This is a genomic window from Labrys monachus (genome assembly GCF_030814655.1).
Taxonomy (GTDB): Bacteria; Pseudomonadota; Alphaproteobacteria; order Rhizobiales; family Labraceae; genus Labrys; species Labrys monacha.
In genome coordinates, this window is sequence record NZ_JAUSVK010000001.1 from 5168737 (window position 1) to 5184395 (window position 15659).

Here is a 15659-nt window from a genome sequence, read left to right on the forward strand (position 1 = left end):
GAACCTCGTATGATGGACGTGATTCTTTTACGGAACTGCGGGGACGCTGCGATGACCGCCGGATTTCAACTCGACGCGCTCGATCTTGCCGCCCTGCTGTGCTCGCGCGTGTGCCATGACGTGATCAATCCCGTCGGGGCCATTGTCAATGGGCTCGAGGTCCTCGAGGACGAGGACGACGCCTCGATGAAGGCCTTTGCCCTCGACCTCATTAAGAAGAGTTCCCGTACGGCTTCGGCCAGGCTCCAGTTCGCCCGCATCGCCTTCGGCGCCGCCGGCTCGGCCGGCTCCTCCATCGACCTCGGCGATGCCGAGAATGTCGCGCGCGGCTTCATCCAGGACGACAAGGTCACGCTCAAATGGTCGGCCCCGCGGGTGTTCATGCCCAAGAACAAGGTCAAGCTGCTGCTGAACCTCCTCGTCGTCGCGGGCTCCACCATTCCGCGCGGCGGCTCCATCGACGCCAGGGTGACCGGTGATGCCGAGGCGCCGACCTTCGACATCCTGGCGCTCGGCAGCCATTCGCGCATTCCGGCCGGGCTCACGAGCCTGCTGGCGGGCGAGCCGGAAAGCGGCACGCTCGACAGCCACGCGATCCAGCCCTACTACGCTGGCCTGATATCGCGCGCCGCATCGATGGCCGTCCGCGTCCAGGCCGTCGACGGCGGCGTGAGGATCGGCGCGACGCCGGCCTGACGCAGGCCTGCCGGCGTTGCGGGTTTTTCAAACAGGCTTATACAGAGCGGCGAAACGGAGCGCGGCCCGACCGGCACGGCACGGCCGAGGCCGCTCCCGGACCGTCCGCAAGCGGCCGGCGAGCCTGATTGCAGAGGATCGAACATGAAGCGCAGGCTGATCTCGACAGGGTCTCCCTTCGAACGCGCGGCCGGCTATTCGCGCGCCGTCGTCCAGGGCGACTGGTGCTTCGTCGCGGGCACCACCGGCTACGACTATGCCCGCATGATCATGCCGGACGACATCGCGGCGCAGGCGGAAAACGCGCTCGCGACCATCGAGAAGGCGCTCGTCGAGGCGGGCTTCGCCCTGACGGACATCGTGCGGGTGCACTACTACATCACGCGGGCCGACCTGGCGGACGACGTGTTCGCCGTCACGGGACGGGTTTTCGGCGATATAAGGCCGGCAGCCACCATGCTCGTCTGCGACCTGATCAAGCCCGAGATGAAGGTGGAGATCGAAGCGACCGCCTTTCGCGGCTGATCCGTGTGGACCGGCGCCTATGCGGGCGCCACATCTGAAAGAGGGCGCCATGCGCGGCATTCTTCCCGGCATCGTCTCGAGCGTGGTTCTCGGCCTCGTCCTCGGCCTCTCTCCCGCGCTGGCGCAGGACAAGCCGGCCCCGCCGCTGCCCACGCCCTCCACGCCGGTGGCGCCGGACACCTCGATCCTCTCCTTCCTGCAGGCCCACCCCGACTGCACCGAACTCACCGACGAATGCCTCATCTGCGCCGTGGTGGGCGGCAAGGCGATGTGCTCGACGCCCGGCATCGCCTGCGTCCGCAAGGATCTGCGCTGCGTGACGACGAAGCCGCCGACACCGAAGCAGTGACGCCGCCGGCGGCGAAATCTCAGCTCTGCGGGGCGAGGCCGCGCTCCGTCGCCCTTTCGCGGTCTTCGAGAATTTCCACCATTTTGAGATCCTCGACGGCGTCGGCCAGGGCCGTCCTCGCATCCTCCAGCTTGATCCTCAGGTCTTCGGCCGAACCGAGCAGGTTGTCGCGCCGCGCCGTCGCCGCCCTCGCATAGGTCGGGTAGGCGAAATGGCTGGTGTCGGTGATGCCGGCCTTCACCTCCTCGGTCTTGATCTCCCGGTCCAGATCGGCCGCCATCCGCTCGAATTCGGCGACCATGGTTTCGATCTGGACGACTTGACGGCGCTTCTCGTCCACCTGGAAACGCTTCAGACGAATGAGGGTGTCGCGCGACTTCATTACTCGTTACTCCATCAGCCGCATCGGCCGGGGAAGACCCGGCCGCCTAGGACAGGACCGCCACGGAACATTCCGGCGGAGACACAACCATCCTGCATGGCGGTGAATTCTTCCTTACCTGCCGCAGAAAAGCCGCGAAGCGGGCCCCGAACGCAGGACGAGGCGCCGGAAGCGCGCCGCTTCCGCGGCCGCCATGGGGCGAAACATGGCCGGGGGCGTCGCTCCTTAATATATTCGGCGTCGCCTGCGCGGTGCGCCGGGTCGACCAGGCTCTCCTCTCCACGGGGCCGAGAACCGTGGCCGGAGCGGGCAGCCGGCGCGTCCGCAGCCATGGGATTTTCTCCATATCCAATTGATTTTAAGTAACAAACTCCTCGGATCCTGGTCCCCTCCCGGCTGGCATGCGGGCTCGGCAAAGACGCCGCGGCCGCCGGATGCCCGGCTGTGCCGCCGCCCCGCGACCGCCGATGATTCGGCCAAATTCGCTAAGAGGACCGCCGGCTCGTAACCTTTAATTTACCCGGCTCGTTAATGATCCCTAACGCGATTGATGAACCCGCACACAGCCTGGAGCCTCCTCCTGGCGAATGCGTGAGTCCGGAGAGTCGCTTATCTGGATTTCTTCATGTTTATGTTGATGTCCGTTCCACGGCAATTTTGTCTTTCGGGCAATGTGTTACAGAGAGTTTCACACCTCCCTTCAGGTTTCGCTTGCATGAGAGAATCACAATTTGTTAACCATTCCTGCGTAGCGTCACGAGCGATCATCGATGAGGTGAATTTACCGTGCTGCCTGCGCATTCGCGACGGCGGTCGACCCTCTGAGGCCGCAGTGGGGGATTGATATGCGCGTACTTCTTGTCGAAGACGATAGCGCCACGGCGCAAAGCATCGAGCTGATGCTCAAGTCGGAGAGCTTCAACGTCTATACGACGGACCTCGGAGAAGAGGGCGTCGATCTAGGCAAGCTCTACGACTACGACATCATCCTGCTCGATCTGAATCTGCCCGACATGTCGGGCTACGAAGTGCTCAGGTCCCTGCGGGTGGCGAAGGTCAAGACGCCGATCCTGATCCTGTCGGGTCTCGCCGGCATCGAGGACAAGGTGAAGGGACTCGGCTTCGGCGCCGACGACTATCTCACCAAGCCCTTCCACAAGGACGAGCTGGTCGCCCGTATCCATGCGATCGTGCGCCGTTCCAAGGGCCATGCCCAGTCGGTGATCGCCACCGGCGACCTCATCGTCAATCTCGATACCAAGACGGTGGAGGTGCACAACACGCGCGTGCACCTGACGGGCAAGGAATACCAGATGCTGGAGCTGCTCTCGCTCCGCAAGGGCACCACGCTCACCAAGGAAATGTTCCTGAACCACCTTTATGGCGGCATGGACGAGCCGGAGCTGAAGATCATCGACGTCTTCATCTGCAAGCTGCGCAAGAAGCTTGCGAACGCCACCGGCGGCACGAACTACATCGAGACCGTCTGGGGCCGCGGCTATGTGCTGCGCGAGCCCAGCGAGATCGACGAACGCATCGCGGTGTGAGCCCCTGATCCTTCTCGGGCAACGAAGAGGCCGGGCTCGTCCCGGCCTTTCTTTTGCGCATGGCCTGCGGCCGTGAGCGCCTGCCGCCGTCCGGGCCGGACGAGGTGCCGGGATGCGGGCTGGAAGCCGGCGGCTTCACGAGCTAGGGTCGCCCGGCGCAAACTGCGATTCCATCGAATCACGGTTTTCTCCAACCTGTTGTTTTGACGCATTTTCCAATCGGAAAGCCGATCGGCTTTTCTGTAAAATGCTTTGGGAATCAACCGATGACAGCCCTGCCCTCCCCGCCGCTCGGCATCCTCGTTCCCCTGGCCGAGGAGGCGGAGGCCTTGTTCGCGCTCATGCGGCAGGACGGGGCCACGCAGACCAGGCGCCTCGGCGGTCGGGACTATCACAGCGGAAGCCTGTTCGGGCGGGACTGCGTCCTCACTCTGTCGCGCGTCGGCAAGGTCGCCGCCGCGACGGCGACCGCCGGTCTCGTCCACGAATTCGGGGTCGGCGCCGTGCTCAACGCCGGCGTGGCCGGCGGGGCGGCGGCATCCGTGCATGTCGGCGACATCGTCGTGGGCGACGCCATGCTGCAGCACGACCTCGATGCACGGCCGATCTTTCCCCGTTTCGAGGTGCCGCTGACGGGCATGTCGCGATTCGCGGCCGACGCCGTCCTCGGCGCCAGCCTGGCCCGGGCGACGCAGGCCTTCCTGGCCGAGGACCTGCCGGCACTGGCGCCGGACATCCGCGCCCAGTTCAGCCTCGCCTCGCCGGCCCTGCATCGCGGCCTCGTCATCAGCGGCGACCGCTTCGTCAACGGCCATGCCGACGTCGCCGCCCTGCGCGCCGATGTTCCGGATGCGCTCGCCATCGAGATGGAGAGCGGCGCGGTGGCGCAGGTCTGCCACGATTACGGCGTGCCCTTCGCCGTCCTGCGCATCATTTCCGACAGCGCGGACGACAATGCCCATGTCGATTTTCCGCGTTTCCTCGGCCTCGTCGCCAGCTTCTATTCCCACCACATCATCCGCCGCTTCCTGCAGGACGATTGGTCGCTCGGCAGGGCGACGATTTCGGCCTGAAATCCCCTGTGCACAAGGTCCGAACGCCTCCGTCGGACTGGCCGAAGACGTGCCGCATGCTATAAGGGCGCTCGGCGCCACATGCGGGCGACGGAGAGGACCGGGCAGGCGCAGCCCGCCGTTTCTCACCTGCGACGGCATTGCGAATTCGAGATTTCCCCGCGGCCGGGGCCGCCGCCGCGGAGAACCAGCAGGAGCGTTTCGATGGTTGGCAGGCAGTTTGGCGTTTGGGCGGCTCGCGGAGCCTTGCTGGCAGGCCTCGCGGCCCTCGGCGGCTGTTCCAACAGCATCATCACGGGCGTCTATGGCACGCCGACCGAAGCGGAGTCGTCCTCTACGCCGAGCACGCCCAGCGCCCCGACGCGCGTGGACTTCGATCCCGACGCCGAATGTCCCGTCATCAACGTGCCGAACGGCGCCTCCTTCTATACGAGCGGCGGCGCGCAGATGACGATCTCGAAATTCGCTCGGGAATGCGATCTCTCCGGCCCGGCATCGGTGACGATCAAGATCGGCATCAAGGGCCTGGCGATCCTGAAGCAGGGCGGGGCCGGCACCTATTCGGCGCCGCTGCGGATCACGATCCGCGACCGGGACGAGCATACGGCCTACACCAAGGTGCTGCGCGTCGCCGCCTCGGTGCCGCCAGGCGAGGACCAGGGTTCGTTCGAGGTCGTCGACACCTCCACGCCGATCGTGATCGGCGTTCAGCAACCGCTGAATTCCTACGACATCCAGATCGGCTTCGACAACAAGGGGGCGCTCGAGCCCCCGACCAAGAAAAAGCACCGGCGCTGACTTTTCCCGCAGCGTCGCATTCTGCGCAGTTGACGACGCGCCGGCCGGAGGCTAGCTTCCGGTCATTCGGTCGATCCCCGCGGAAGAGTCCGGCCCGACCTCTTTGAGGTCGGTGGCTGGCGCCGAAGGAGCAACCGCCCCGGAAACTCTCAGGCAACCGGACCGCGGGGGAACGAAACTCTGGAAAGCGGCGCGAGCGTGCAAACGCTCGGGCTCACCGACGGGCGTAAGCAGCTCCTGGAGCAAAACGCGTTTCGCAGAAACGCCATTTTGCTCTCACTCTTGGTTCGACGCGTTTTTGTGATTCTCGCCGATTCCGGCAGCTTGCAGAACGCTTCAGGGTGTGGAGTCGCGAAATCTCTCAGGTAACCGCGACAGAGGGGGCACAACCGGGCGATTTCGTCCGGGGTGCAACCTTTTGTCGGAGCCATCATGGCCGAATCACCTGCCGGACTTCTGAAGACCCCTCTCCATGCCGATCACGTCGCGCTCGGGGCTCGCATGGTGCCGTTCGCCGGCTACGACATGCCGGTGCAATATCCAGCCGGCATCATCGCCGAGCACAACCACACCCGCCAGGCGGCCGGGCTCTTCGACGTGTCCCACATGGGGCAGGCTTTCCTGACGGCCCACGACCATGCCGCTGTGGCCGCCGCGCTGGAAACGCTGGTTCCCGCCGATATTCTCAATCTTCCCCGCGGACGCCAGCGCTACACCCAGTTCCTCAATGCCGAGGGCGGCACGCTGGACGATCTGATGGTCAGCCGTCCGGTCGATCCGGCCGATGACGGCTCGCTCAGCCTGGTCGTCAACGCTTCGCGAAAACAGGCCGATTACGACCTCATCAAGGAAAAGATCGGCGACAGGGCCAGCCTCCTGATCGTCCAGGACAGGGCGCTGATCGCGCTGCAGGGCCCCCTTGCAGCGGCGGTGATGGCCGATCATTGTCCCGAGGCCGCCGCCCTCCCCTTCATGGGCGCGCGTTCCAGCCGTTTCGGCGACATCGACATCGCGGTCTCGCGGTCCGGCTATACCGGCGAGGACGGGTTCGAGATCTCGGTCAAATCCTCCAAGGCCGGCGCGCTGTGGCGGATCCTGCTTCGGGACGAGCGCGTGAAGCCCGTCGGCCTCGGCGCCCGCGATTCGCTGCGCCTGGAGGCGGGGCTGTGCCTCTACGGACACGAACTCGACGAGACGACGTCGCCGGTCGAAGCCGGCATCGCCTGGTCGATCCAGAAGCGCCGCCGCGAACAGGGCGGCTTTCCCGGTGCCGCCCGGATCCAGCGCGAACTCGCCGAAGGTCCGGCTCGCATGCGCATCGGCCTCGTCCCGGAAGGCCGCTCGCCGGTGCGGGAAGGCGCCGTCATCCGCAACGCCGGCGGCGAGACCATCGGCGTCGTCACCTCGGGCGGCTTCGGGCCGACGGTCGGCGGCCCCGTCGCCATGGGCTTCGTCCCGCCGGCCTATGCCGCCATCGGCACCGATCTCCTCGTCGATCTGCGCGGCCGGAACGTGCCTGCCCGGGTCGCGGCGCTGCCCTTCACGCCGCACCGCTTCCATCGCGCCTGAATTCCGCTTTTCCATCGTCCAATGCCCGTTCCGGGCCACCTAGGGGAATCCCGTCTCATGGCAACCATCCGATACAGCACCGATCATGAATATGTTTCGGTCGAGGGCGACATCGCCACCATCGGCATCACCGACTACGCCCAGTCGCAGCTCGGCGACGTCGTGTTCGTCGAGCTGCCGGCCAAGGGCAAGACGCTCAAGCAGGGCGACGAGGCGGCCGTCGTCGAATCGGTGAAGGCGGCGAGCGAGGTCTACGCCCCGGTGTCCGGCACCGTCATCGAGGTCAACGAGAGCCTGCCCGACGCGCCCGGCACCGTGAACGAGGATCCTCTCGGCAAGGGCTGGTTCATCAAGATGAAGCTGGCCGACCCGGGCCAGCTCGACGGCCTGATGGACGAAGCGGCCTATGCCGCCCATATCGGAGCCTGACCGCATGCGCTATCTCCCCCTGACCGCCGACGACCGCGGCCTGATGCTGGCGAAGATCGGCGTCGACCATATCGACGACCTCTTCGCGAACGTGCCGGCGGACGCGCTCCTGGCCTCCGCGCCCGACCTGCCGTCCGCCAAGGGCGAGCTCGCCGTCGAGCGCATCATGGGCGGCCTCGCCGCGAAGAACGTCGCGGCCTCCTCCGTACCCTTCTTCGTCGGTGCCGGCGCCTACAAGCACCATGTGCCGGCCACGGTCGACCATCTCATCCAGCGCTCGGAATTCCTGACCTCCTACACGCCGTACCAGCCCGAGATCGCCCAGGGCACGCTGCAATATCTCTACGAGTTCCAGACCCAGGTCGCGCTGCTGACCGGCATGGATGTGGCGAACGCCTCGATGTATGACGGCTCGACCGGCACCGGCGAGGCCGTGCTGATGGCCCATCGCGTCACCCGCCGCGGCAAGGCCGTGCTGTCGGGCGGGCTTCACCCGCATTATGCCGGCGTCGTCCGCACCCTCTCGCAGATGGGCGGCCACACCGTCGACGCCCTGCCGGCCGACGTGACGGCGAGCGAGGACATCGTCGCCCGCATCGACGCCGATACCTCCTGCGTGGTGGTTCAGACACCGGACGTGTTCGGCAATCTGCGCGACCTCACTGCCATCGCCGAGGCGGCACACAAGGCCGGCGCCCTGCTCATCGCCGTCTTCACCGAGGCGGTCTCGCTCGGGCTGGTGATGCCGCCCGGCGCGATGGGTGCCGACATCGTCGTCGGCGAAGGCCAGTCGATCGGCAACGCGCTGACCTATGGCGGTCCCTATGTCGGGCTCTTCGCCGCCCGGCAGAAATATGTACGGCAGATGCCGGGCCGCCTCTGCGGCCAGACGGTCGATGCACAAGGCGATCGCGGCTTCGTGCTGACCCTTTCGACCCGCGAGCAGCATATCCGCCGCGAGAAGGCGACCTCGAACATCTGCACCAATTCGGGCCTGTGCGTCCTCGCCTTCACCATTCACATGGCGCTGCTGGGCGAAAAAGGCCTGCGCCGGCTCGCCCTCCTCAACCACGCCAATGCCGTGAAGCTCGCCGACCTGCTGGCCGAGGTGCCGGGCGTGGAGGTCCTGCAGCGGTCCTTCTTCAACGAATTCACCCTCCGCGTGCCGGGCAATGCCGCCGCGCTGACCGAAAGGCTCGCCGCCCGCGGCATCCTCGGCGGCGTCCCCTATGCGCGCCTCGCCCCCGGCAGCGGCCATGACGATCTCCTCATCGTCGCCTCCACCGAAGTCAACACCGATGAAGACAGAGCGGCCTATGCCGCAGCGCTGAAGGAGCTTGCGTGATGTTGAACCGCCAGGGACGCCCTTCCGCCGCGGGCGAGGGCGCCGACGTCCTCCACCCGACCTTCACCGGCAATCGCGCCCTCCTGATCGAGGAAGCGCTCCTGTTCGAGACCGGACGCGTCGAGGTCACCGGCGTCGACATCGAGGAGGCCGGCGCGTTCACGCCGCGGCTCGGCGGGCTCGAGCGCAAGGAGCCGATCGGCCTGCCCGGCTTCAGCGAGCCGGAGGCGATGCGCCATTTCGTACGCCTCAGCCAGAAGAATTTCGGCATCGACACCGGGCTCTTTCCGCTTGGCTCCTGCACGATGAAGCACAATCCGCGCCTCAACGAGAAGATGGCGCGGCTGCCCGGCTTCGGCGACATCCATCCGCTGCAGCCGGTCTCCACCGTTCCCGGCGCGATCGAGCTGATCGACCGCCTCGCCCATTACCTCAAGACGCTGACGGGCATGCCCGCCGTGGCGATGAGCCCCAAGGCCGGCGCGCATGGCGAACTCTGCGGCATGATGGCGATCAAGGCGGCCATCGCGGCGCGCGGGGAAGGCGAAACCAGGACCGTGGTGCTGGTGCCCGAATCGGCCCACGGCACCAATCCGGCCACCGCCGCGCTGATCGGCTTCACGGTCGAGCCGATTCCGGCGCGGCCCGACGGCACTGTCGATCCCGCCGATGTCCGCAAGGCGCTCGGCCCGAGCGTCGCGGCGATCATGCTGACCAATCCGAACACCTGCGGGCTGTTCGAGAAGGATGTGAAGGCGATCGCCGAGGCGGTGCACGAGGCCGGCGCCTACTTCTATTGCGACGGCGCCAATTTCAACGCGATCGTCGGCAAGGTGCGCCCGGGCGATCTCGGCGTCGACGCCATGCACATCAACCTGCACAAGACCTTCTCCACCCCGCATGGCGGCGGCGGCCCCGGCGCCGGGCCGGTGGTGCTGTCGGACAAGCTCGCACCCTACGCGCCCTTCCCTTTCCTGGCGGAGGGCCGGCTGGTCGAGAACGAGAGCCAGGCGCCCCAGGGAACCGAACCTTTCGGCCGACTGGTGGCGTTCCACGGCCAGATGGGCATGTTCACCCGCGCGATGGCCTATATGCTCTCGCACGGCGCCGACGGCATGCGGCAGGCTTCCGAGGACGCCGTGCTCAGCGCCAATTATATTCGCGCCAGCCTGCAGGACCTGATGTCGGCGCCGTTCGGCGACCAGCCCTGCATGCATGAGGCGCTGTTCGACGACAGCTGGCTGAAGGACACCGGCGTCACCACGCTCGACTTCGCCAAGGCGATGATCGACGAGGGCTATCATCCGATGACGATGTATTTCCCCCTCGTCGTCCATGGCGCGATGCTGATCGAGCCGACGGAGAGCGAATCCAAGGCCTCGCTCGATCTCTTCATCGCCACGCTGCGCGACCTCGCCATGGCCGCCAGGCGCGGCGAGACCGAGCGGTTCTCGGGTGCGCCCTACCACGCCCCGCGCCGGCGCATGGACGAAACGCGGGCTGCCCGCCAGCCGATCCTGCGCTGGACGCCGCCCGAACCGATCAAGGACGCGGCCGAATGAAGTAACGCCTCGCGAGCCGCCTGGAACGCGGGCGAGACGCCCGCTGTACTGACTCAAAGCTCACGATCGGAGGGGCGATCACCGATCGACCTTTTCCGTTTCGGCAGATGCAGCGTTTCCAAGACGGGCGATCGGTGATCGCCCCTCCATCACCGCGCCCTGCCTGGAGGGTGGATCACCGATCGACCTCTTCCTCTCCGGCAGACGCGGCGTTTCCAGGAGGGGCGATCGGTGATCGCCCCTCCATCACCGCGCCTGCCCGGTAAAGTCGGCGCATAGGAGCATCTCGCCCGCGCTCCCGGAAAATCGCTGCGGCACGGGTTTGCACCCATTCCAAAAACGTGAAAAAAGCGGGGCGGATCAAACACAGCGTCCGGCCGTACCGGGATTGGAGACTTACCGATGAGCGACAGCGCCGATCTCGGCCCCCGCGAGGCGATGGAATATGATGTCGTCGTGGTGGGAGCCGGACCTGCCGGCCTGGCGGCGGCGATCCGTCTCAAGCAGCTCAATCCGGAGACCACCGTGGTGGTGGTGGAAAAGGGCTCGGAGGTCGGCGCCCACATCCTGTCCGGCGCCGTGATCGATCCCATCGGCCTCGACCGCCTCCTGCCGGAATGGCGCGAGGCGCCGGACCGCCCGTTGGTGACGCCCGTCGTCGAGGATCATTTCTACTATTTCGGCCCCTCCGGCGGTGTCCGCCTGCCGAATTTCGGCATGCCGAAGCTGATGTCGAACCACGGCAATTTCGTCGGCTCGCTCGGCAATGTCTGCCGCTGGCTGGCAGTGCAGGCCGAGGCGCTGGGCGTGGAGATCTATCCCGGCTTCGCCGCCGCCGAAGTCCTCTATGACGACAAGGGCGCGGTGGCCGGCATCGCCACCGGCGACATGGGCGTCGGCCGCGACGGCAAGCCCAAGCCCGGCTTCACGCGCGGCATGGAGCTGCGCGGCAAATACACGCTCTTCGCCGAGGGCGCCCGCGGCAGCCTGACCAAGATCCTGGTCTCCCGCTTCAAGCTCGACGAGGGCCGCGAGCCGCAGAAATACGGCATCGGCCTCAAGGAGCTCTGGCAGATCGACCCCGCCCGGCACGTGCCGGGGCGGGTCCAGCATTCCTTCGGCTGGCCGCTCGACTGGAAGACCGGCGGCGGCTCCTTCCTCTACCACCTCGAAAACAACCAGGTGGTGGTCGGTTTCGTCGTCCACCTCAACTATACCAATCCCAACCTCTCGCCCTTCGACGAATTCCAGCGCTTCAAGCACCATCCGCTGATCGCGCCGACCTTCGAGGGGGCCAAGCGCATCGCCTACGGCGCCCGCGCCATCACCGAAGGCGGCTACCAGTCGGTGCCGAAGCTGTCCTTCCCGGGCGGCGCGCTGATCGGCTGCTCGGCGGGCCTCGTCAACGTGCCGCGCATCAAGGGCAGCCACAATGCCGTGCTGTCCGGCATGCTGGCGGCCGAGCACCTCACCGAAGCCCTCGCCGCCGGCCGCGAGCATGACGAGATCCTCTCCTACGAGAACGCATGGCGGGGGAGCGAGATCGGGCGGGACCTCGCCAAGGTCCGCAACGTCAAGCCGCTGTGGTCGAAGCTCGGCCTGTGGGGCGGCGTCGCCCTGGGGGGGCTCGACATGCATATGAACGAGAGGCTCGGCTTCTCGCTGTTCGGCACGCTCAAGCACGGCAAGCCGGACTATGCCACCCTGGATCCGATCGCCAAGGCCAAGCCCATCCGCTATCCCAAGCCCGACGGCCGGCTCTCCTTCGACAAATTGTCGTCGGTCTTCCTGTCGGCGACCAATCACGAGGAGGACCAGCCGGTCCATCTCAAGCTGAAGGACCCGTCGGTGCCGGTCGAGCGCAACCTGCCGCTCTATGGCGAGCCGGCGCGGCTCTATTGCCCGGCAGCCGTCTACGAAGTCGTCTATGGCGACGAGGCCGCGAAGAAGGACCCCCGCTTCGTCATCAACGCCCAGAACTGCGTCCACTGCAAGACCTGCGACATCAAGGACCCCGCGCAGAACATCAACTGGACGACGCCCGAAGGCGGCGGCGGCCCGAATTATCCCAACATGTGAGCCCGGCGCCCCCCCTCCCCTTGGCGACTGTGGCCGAGGCCCGGCGCCGAGGAGATCGACATCGGCGATCACGCAGATGCGACCGCACATGGCGGCGAAATGAAGTACCAGGCCGGATCGATGGGTTGTTCGCACGCCTCAAAGCGGCCATGGTAACGGAAAATGCTTTATGGCTGTGCCATTGCGAATGGCGATTGCCTGATTCGGAGTGTAACTGCCCGTGCCCCTGTCTTTCCGCACTTCCCTTTTCGCTGCCCTGACGGTCCTGGGCCTGTCGACCACGGCCATCGTCCCGGCCTTCGCGGGCAGGACGGCGGCGGACAGCCCCGCATTCCGGCCCACATCCGTCGCCGGCAGCTTCCTGGCTGGGCGCCTCGCTTCGAGCCTGCGCGACGACAGCGCGGCCGCGCTGTTCTATGCCGCGGCGCTCAAGGGCAATCCGGGCAATCCCGACCTGATCAACCGCACCTTCATCGCGCTGCTCTCGTCCGGCGACATGGACAGGGCGGTGGTCTTCGCCCGCCGCATGATCGCCATCGACAAGAACAACCCGATCGCGAATCTGGTGCTCGGCGTGCGGGCCCTGCGCGCGCGGCAATATGCCGAGGCGCGCACCCAGCTCAAGGCCACCGTCGACAAGCCGATCCTCCAGCTGGCGACGCCGCTGATCTCGACCTGGACCTATGCCGGCGCCGGCCAGACCAAGCGCGGCGTGCAGGCCACCGACGACATCTCCAGCGACGAGGGCTTCTCGACCTTCAAGAATTTCTCGGCGGGCATGATGCTCGATCTCGCCGGCTCGCATGACGAGGCGATCGTCCGCCTCAAGGATGCGCACGACCACGATTCCAACGCCGTCACCATCACCGATGCCCTGGCGCGCGCCCTCGCCCGCGCCGGCAGGAAGGACGAAGCGCTCGCCATCCTCGACGCCTACAGCGCCAAGATCCCGCGCCAGCCGGTCGTCACGGCGCTCGCCGCCGACATCCGGGCCGGCAAGCGCATCGGCCCGGCCGTCGATTCGGCCCAGCAGGGCGCGGCCGACATCCTGATCTCGGTGGCCGCCGCGATCTCCAAGCAGGGCGGCGCCGATTACGCGGTGGTGTTCTACCGCCTCGCGCTCTATCTCGACCGGAACAATGCGGCGGCGCTCATCGGCCTCGCCGAGCTCTATACCGACCTGAAGCAGCCCCAGATCGCCGACGACCTGTTCCAGGCGGTGCCCGACACCTCGCCGCTCAAGCGCAATGCCGAGATCGAGCTGGCGACCGTGCTCGACCAGCTCGACCGGACCGACGAAGCCGTCGACCATCTCAAGAAGATCATCGCCCGGGATCCGAAGGACCTCGACGCCATCATCTCGCTGGGCGGCCTCTACCAGAGCCGCAAGCGCTGGGACGAGGCGGCGGCCACCTTCAGCCAGGCGCTCGACGTCGTCGGCACGCCGACGCGCAGCGACTGGTCGACCTTCTATTACCGCGGCATCGCCTATGAACGCACCAACCAGTGGCCGAAGGCGGAAGCGGATTTCAAGAAGGCGCTCGAACTCTATCCCGACCAGCCCTCGGTGCTGAACTATCTCGGCTATTCCTGGATCGACAAGGGCATGCACCTCCAGGAGGGCATGGACATGATCAAGAAGGCCGTCGATCAGCGGCCCGACGACGGCTATATCGTCGACAGCCTCGGCTGGGCGCATTACACGCTCGGCGAATATGACGAGGCGGTCGAGCAGCTCGAACGCGCCGTCGCGCTGAAGCCGGGCGATCCGACGATCAACGACCATCTCGGCGATGCCTATTGGCGGGCCGGCCGCAAGCTCGAAGCGACGTTCCAATGGCACCACGCGCTCGATTCCAAGCCCGAGCCGGACGAAAAGGCCAAGCTCCAGTCCAAGCTCGAGCACGGGCTGGCCGACGCTGCCGGCACGGCGAAGCCAGCCGAGCCCGCCAAGCCCGAGCAAGCCGGCACGCCGCCGGAAACGGCCAAGCCCGTCTCCGTCCAGCCTGCCCCCGCGGCGCCGGACGCCTCCAAGCCGGTGGATACGTCCAAGCCGGCGGACAAGCCCAAGCCGGTCGAGGCGCCCAAACCCACTGATACGCCCAAACCCGCTGACGCCCCCAAGCCGGCCGATACGCCCAAACCGGCGGACGCGCCCAACCCGGCCGGCGTGCCGCCGGCTCCGGTCACCCCGCCGGCGACGCCCAAGCCCGCCGAGCCGCCCAAACCGGCGGAGCCGCAAAAGCCTGCCTCCCCGCAGAAGCCGGTCGATCCGGACAAACCGGCTGCGCCGGCCAGCGGCAATGGCGGCTGACCCGGGCCATGCGGCTGCATGAAAAAGCACCGGCCAAGGTCAACCTGACCCTGGCGGTGCTGGGACGCCGCCGGGACGGCTACCATATCCTCGACAGTCTGGTGGTGTTCGCCACGATCGCCGACGAGCTCACCTTCGAGCCCGGGCCGGAGCTGTCGCTCGACGTGGCGGGGCCGACGGCGCCCGACGCCGGCATCCTCGCCGACAATCTGGTGCTGAAGGCCGCCCATGCGCTGGCGCGCCTCAGGCCGGGCCTCACGCTCGGCCGTTTCCACCTCATCAAGAATCTTCCCGTCGCGGCCGGGCTCGGCGGCGGCTCGGCCGACGCTGCGGCGGCGCTGCGCCTGCTCGCGCGCGCCAACGGCCTCCCGCTTGCCAATGCGGCAGTGATGCAGGCGGCGCTCGCGACCGGATCGGACGTGCCGGTCTGCCTCGAGGCCAAGCCGCGCTGGATGCGCGGCGCCGGCGAGATCCTCTCCCGCCCGATCGAGCTGCCGCCGCTGCCGGCCGTGCTGGTCAACCCCAGGGTGGCGACCCCCACCGCCGAGATCTTCAAGGCGCTGGGGCTCGAGGCGGGCTGCGCCGCGCCCTATCCGGAAACGGTGGGACGGGCGGTCGAGGCGACGCACGGCGCCGCCGAACTGATCGAACTGCTCTCGCATGGCCGCAACGACCTCGAACCGCCGTCGATCGCCCTCCGCCCCGTCATCGGCGAGGCCCTCGCGGTGGTGCGGGCGCAGGAGGCCTGCCGCCTCGCCCGCATGTCGGGCTCCGGCGCCACCGTGTTCGGCCTGTTCGAGACGCCGCAGGCCGCCCGCGCGGCACAGGACGCGATCCGCGCCGCGAGACCCGGCTGGTGGGTGGTGGAGACGACGCTTTGACGGGCGCCGGAGGAAGCCGCCCCAAGGAGGGAAGCGTGTCGTCCGCATGCCGTTTTGTGCGACAATCGCAGCGGCGTCGCATTGCGTCCGCGCGGGCGATCGGGCAAAGG

14 protein-coding genes and 1 riboswitch are annotated in these 15659 nt (G+C 67.1%); of the genes, 13 read left to right on the top strand and 1 reads right to left on the bottom strand.

Annotated elements, in window-relative coordinates; genetic code table 11:
- The first annotated feature begins 51 nt into the window (after positions 1–51).
- The 3 genes from chpT (at position 52) to J3R73_RS23675 (ending at position 1570) form a co-directional block, all read left to right on the top strand.
- Positions 52–696 (top strand): histidine phosphotransferase ChpT, encoded by a 645-nt coding sequence (chpT, locus tag J3R73_RS23665; protein WP_307432983.1) that lies wholly within the window; start codon positions 52–54, stop codon positions 694–696.
- Positions 697–840: 144 nt separating this feature from the next.
- A complete protein-coding gene (locus J3R73_RS23670) occupies positions 841–1221 on the top strand; it encodes a RidA family protein (RefSeq protein WP_307432986.1) in 381 nt (126 codons plus the stop codon).
- A gap of 49 nt (positions 1222–1270) precedes the next feature.
- Entirely contained in the window at positions 1271–1570 is a 300-nt protein-coding gene (locus J3R73_RS23675; protein ID WP_307432988.1) for a hypothetical protein, read from the top strand.
- Between the two features lie 19 nt (positions 1571–1589).
- Here J3R73_RS23675 and fliJ read toward each other — a convergent pair whose 3' ends face one another.
- A complete protein-coding gene (gene fliJ / locus J3R73_RS23680) occupies positions 1590–1952 on the bottom strand; it encodes a flagellar export protein FliJ (protein WP_307432991.1) in 363 nt (120 codons plus the stop codon).
- A gap of 845 nt (positions 1953–2797) precedes the next feature.
- Between fliJ and ctrA the strand changes: the two genes are divergently transcribed.
- The 10 genes from ctrA (at position 2798) to J3R73_RS23730 (ending at position 15549) form a co-directional block, all read left to right on the top strand.
- Entirely contained in the window at positions 2798–3499 is a 702-nt protein-coding gene (gene ctrA, locus J3R73_RS23685; protein ID WP_307432994.1) for a response regulator transcription factor CtrA, read from the top strand.
- A gap of 266 nt (positions 3500–3765) precedes the next feature.
- Positions 3766–4572: a 5'-methylthioadenosine/adenosylhomocysteine nucleosidase gene (locus tag J3R73_RS23690; protein WP_307432996.1), complete on the top strand. Its 807-nt coding sequence runs from the start codon at positions 3766–3768 to the stop codon at positions 4570–4572.
- Between the two features lie 204 nt (positions 4573–4776).
- Positions 4777–5370: a hypothetical protein gene (locus tag J3R73_RS23695; RefSeq protein WP_307432998.1), complete on the top strand. Its 594-nt coding sequence runs from the start codon at positions 4777–4779 to the stop codon at positions 5368–5370.
- 70 nt (positions 5371–5440) lie between these two features.
- Positions 5441–5545, top strand: a riboswitch (glycine riboswitch).
- Positions 5546–5802: 257 nt separating this feature from the next.
- Complete coding sequence (gene gcvT, locus J3R73_RS23700) at positions 5803–6939, top strand: glycine cleavage system aminomethyltransferase GcvT (protein ID WP_307433000.1); 1137 nt, start codon at positions 5803–5805, stop codon at positions 6937–6939.
- Between the two features lie 57 nt (positions 6940–6996).
- The gene (gene gcvH / locus J3R73_RS23705) at positions 6997–7368 is read left to right on the top strand and encodes a glycine cleavage system protein GcvH (RefSeq protein WP_307433003.1); all 372 of its coding nucleotides are present in this window, start codon (positions 6997–6999) and stop codon (positions 7366–7368) included.
- A 4-nt stretch (positions 7369–7372) separates the two neighbouring features.
- A complete protein-coding gene (gcvPA, locus tag J3R73_RS23710; protein WP_307433006.1) occupies positions 7373–8713 on the top strand; it encodes an aminomethyl-transferring glycine dehydrogenase subunit GcvPA in 1341 nt (446 codons plus the stop codon).
- Positions 8713–10275, top strand: coding sequence for an aminomethyl-transferring glycine dehydrogenase subunit GcvPB (gene gcvPB, locus J3R73_RS23715; protein WP_307433009.1), 1563 nt, complete (start codon positions 8713–8715; stop codon positions 10273–10275). Before gcvPA ends, gcvPB begins: the two co-directional genes overlap by 1 nt.
- A gap of 402 nt (positions 10276–10677) precedes the next feature.
- Positions 10678–12354, top strand: a complete 1677-nt coding sequence (locus tag J3R73_RS23720) for an electron transfer flavoprotein-ubiquinone oxidoreductase (protein ID WP_307433012.1) — start codon at positions 10678–10680, stop codon at positions 12352–12354.
- Between the two features lie 220 nt (positions 12355–12574).
- Positions 12575–14668 carry a tetratricopeptide repeat protein gene (locus tag J3R73_RS23725; protein WP_307433016.1) on the top strand — a complete coding sequence of 698 codons (2094 nt, stop codon included), beginning with the start codon at positions 12575–12577 and terminating at the stop codon, positions 14666–14668.
- An 8-nt stretch (positions 14669–14676) separates the two neighbouring features.
- Positions 14677–15549, top strand: coding sequence for a 4-(cytidine 5'-diphospho)-2-C-methyl-D-erythritol kinase (locus J3R73_RS23730; RefSeq protein ID WP_307433018.1), 873 nt, complete (start codon positions 14677–14679; stop codon positions 15547–15549).
- Positions 15550–15659: the final 110 nt, after the last annotated feature.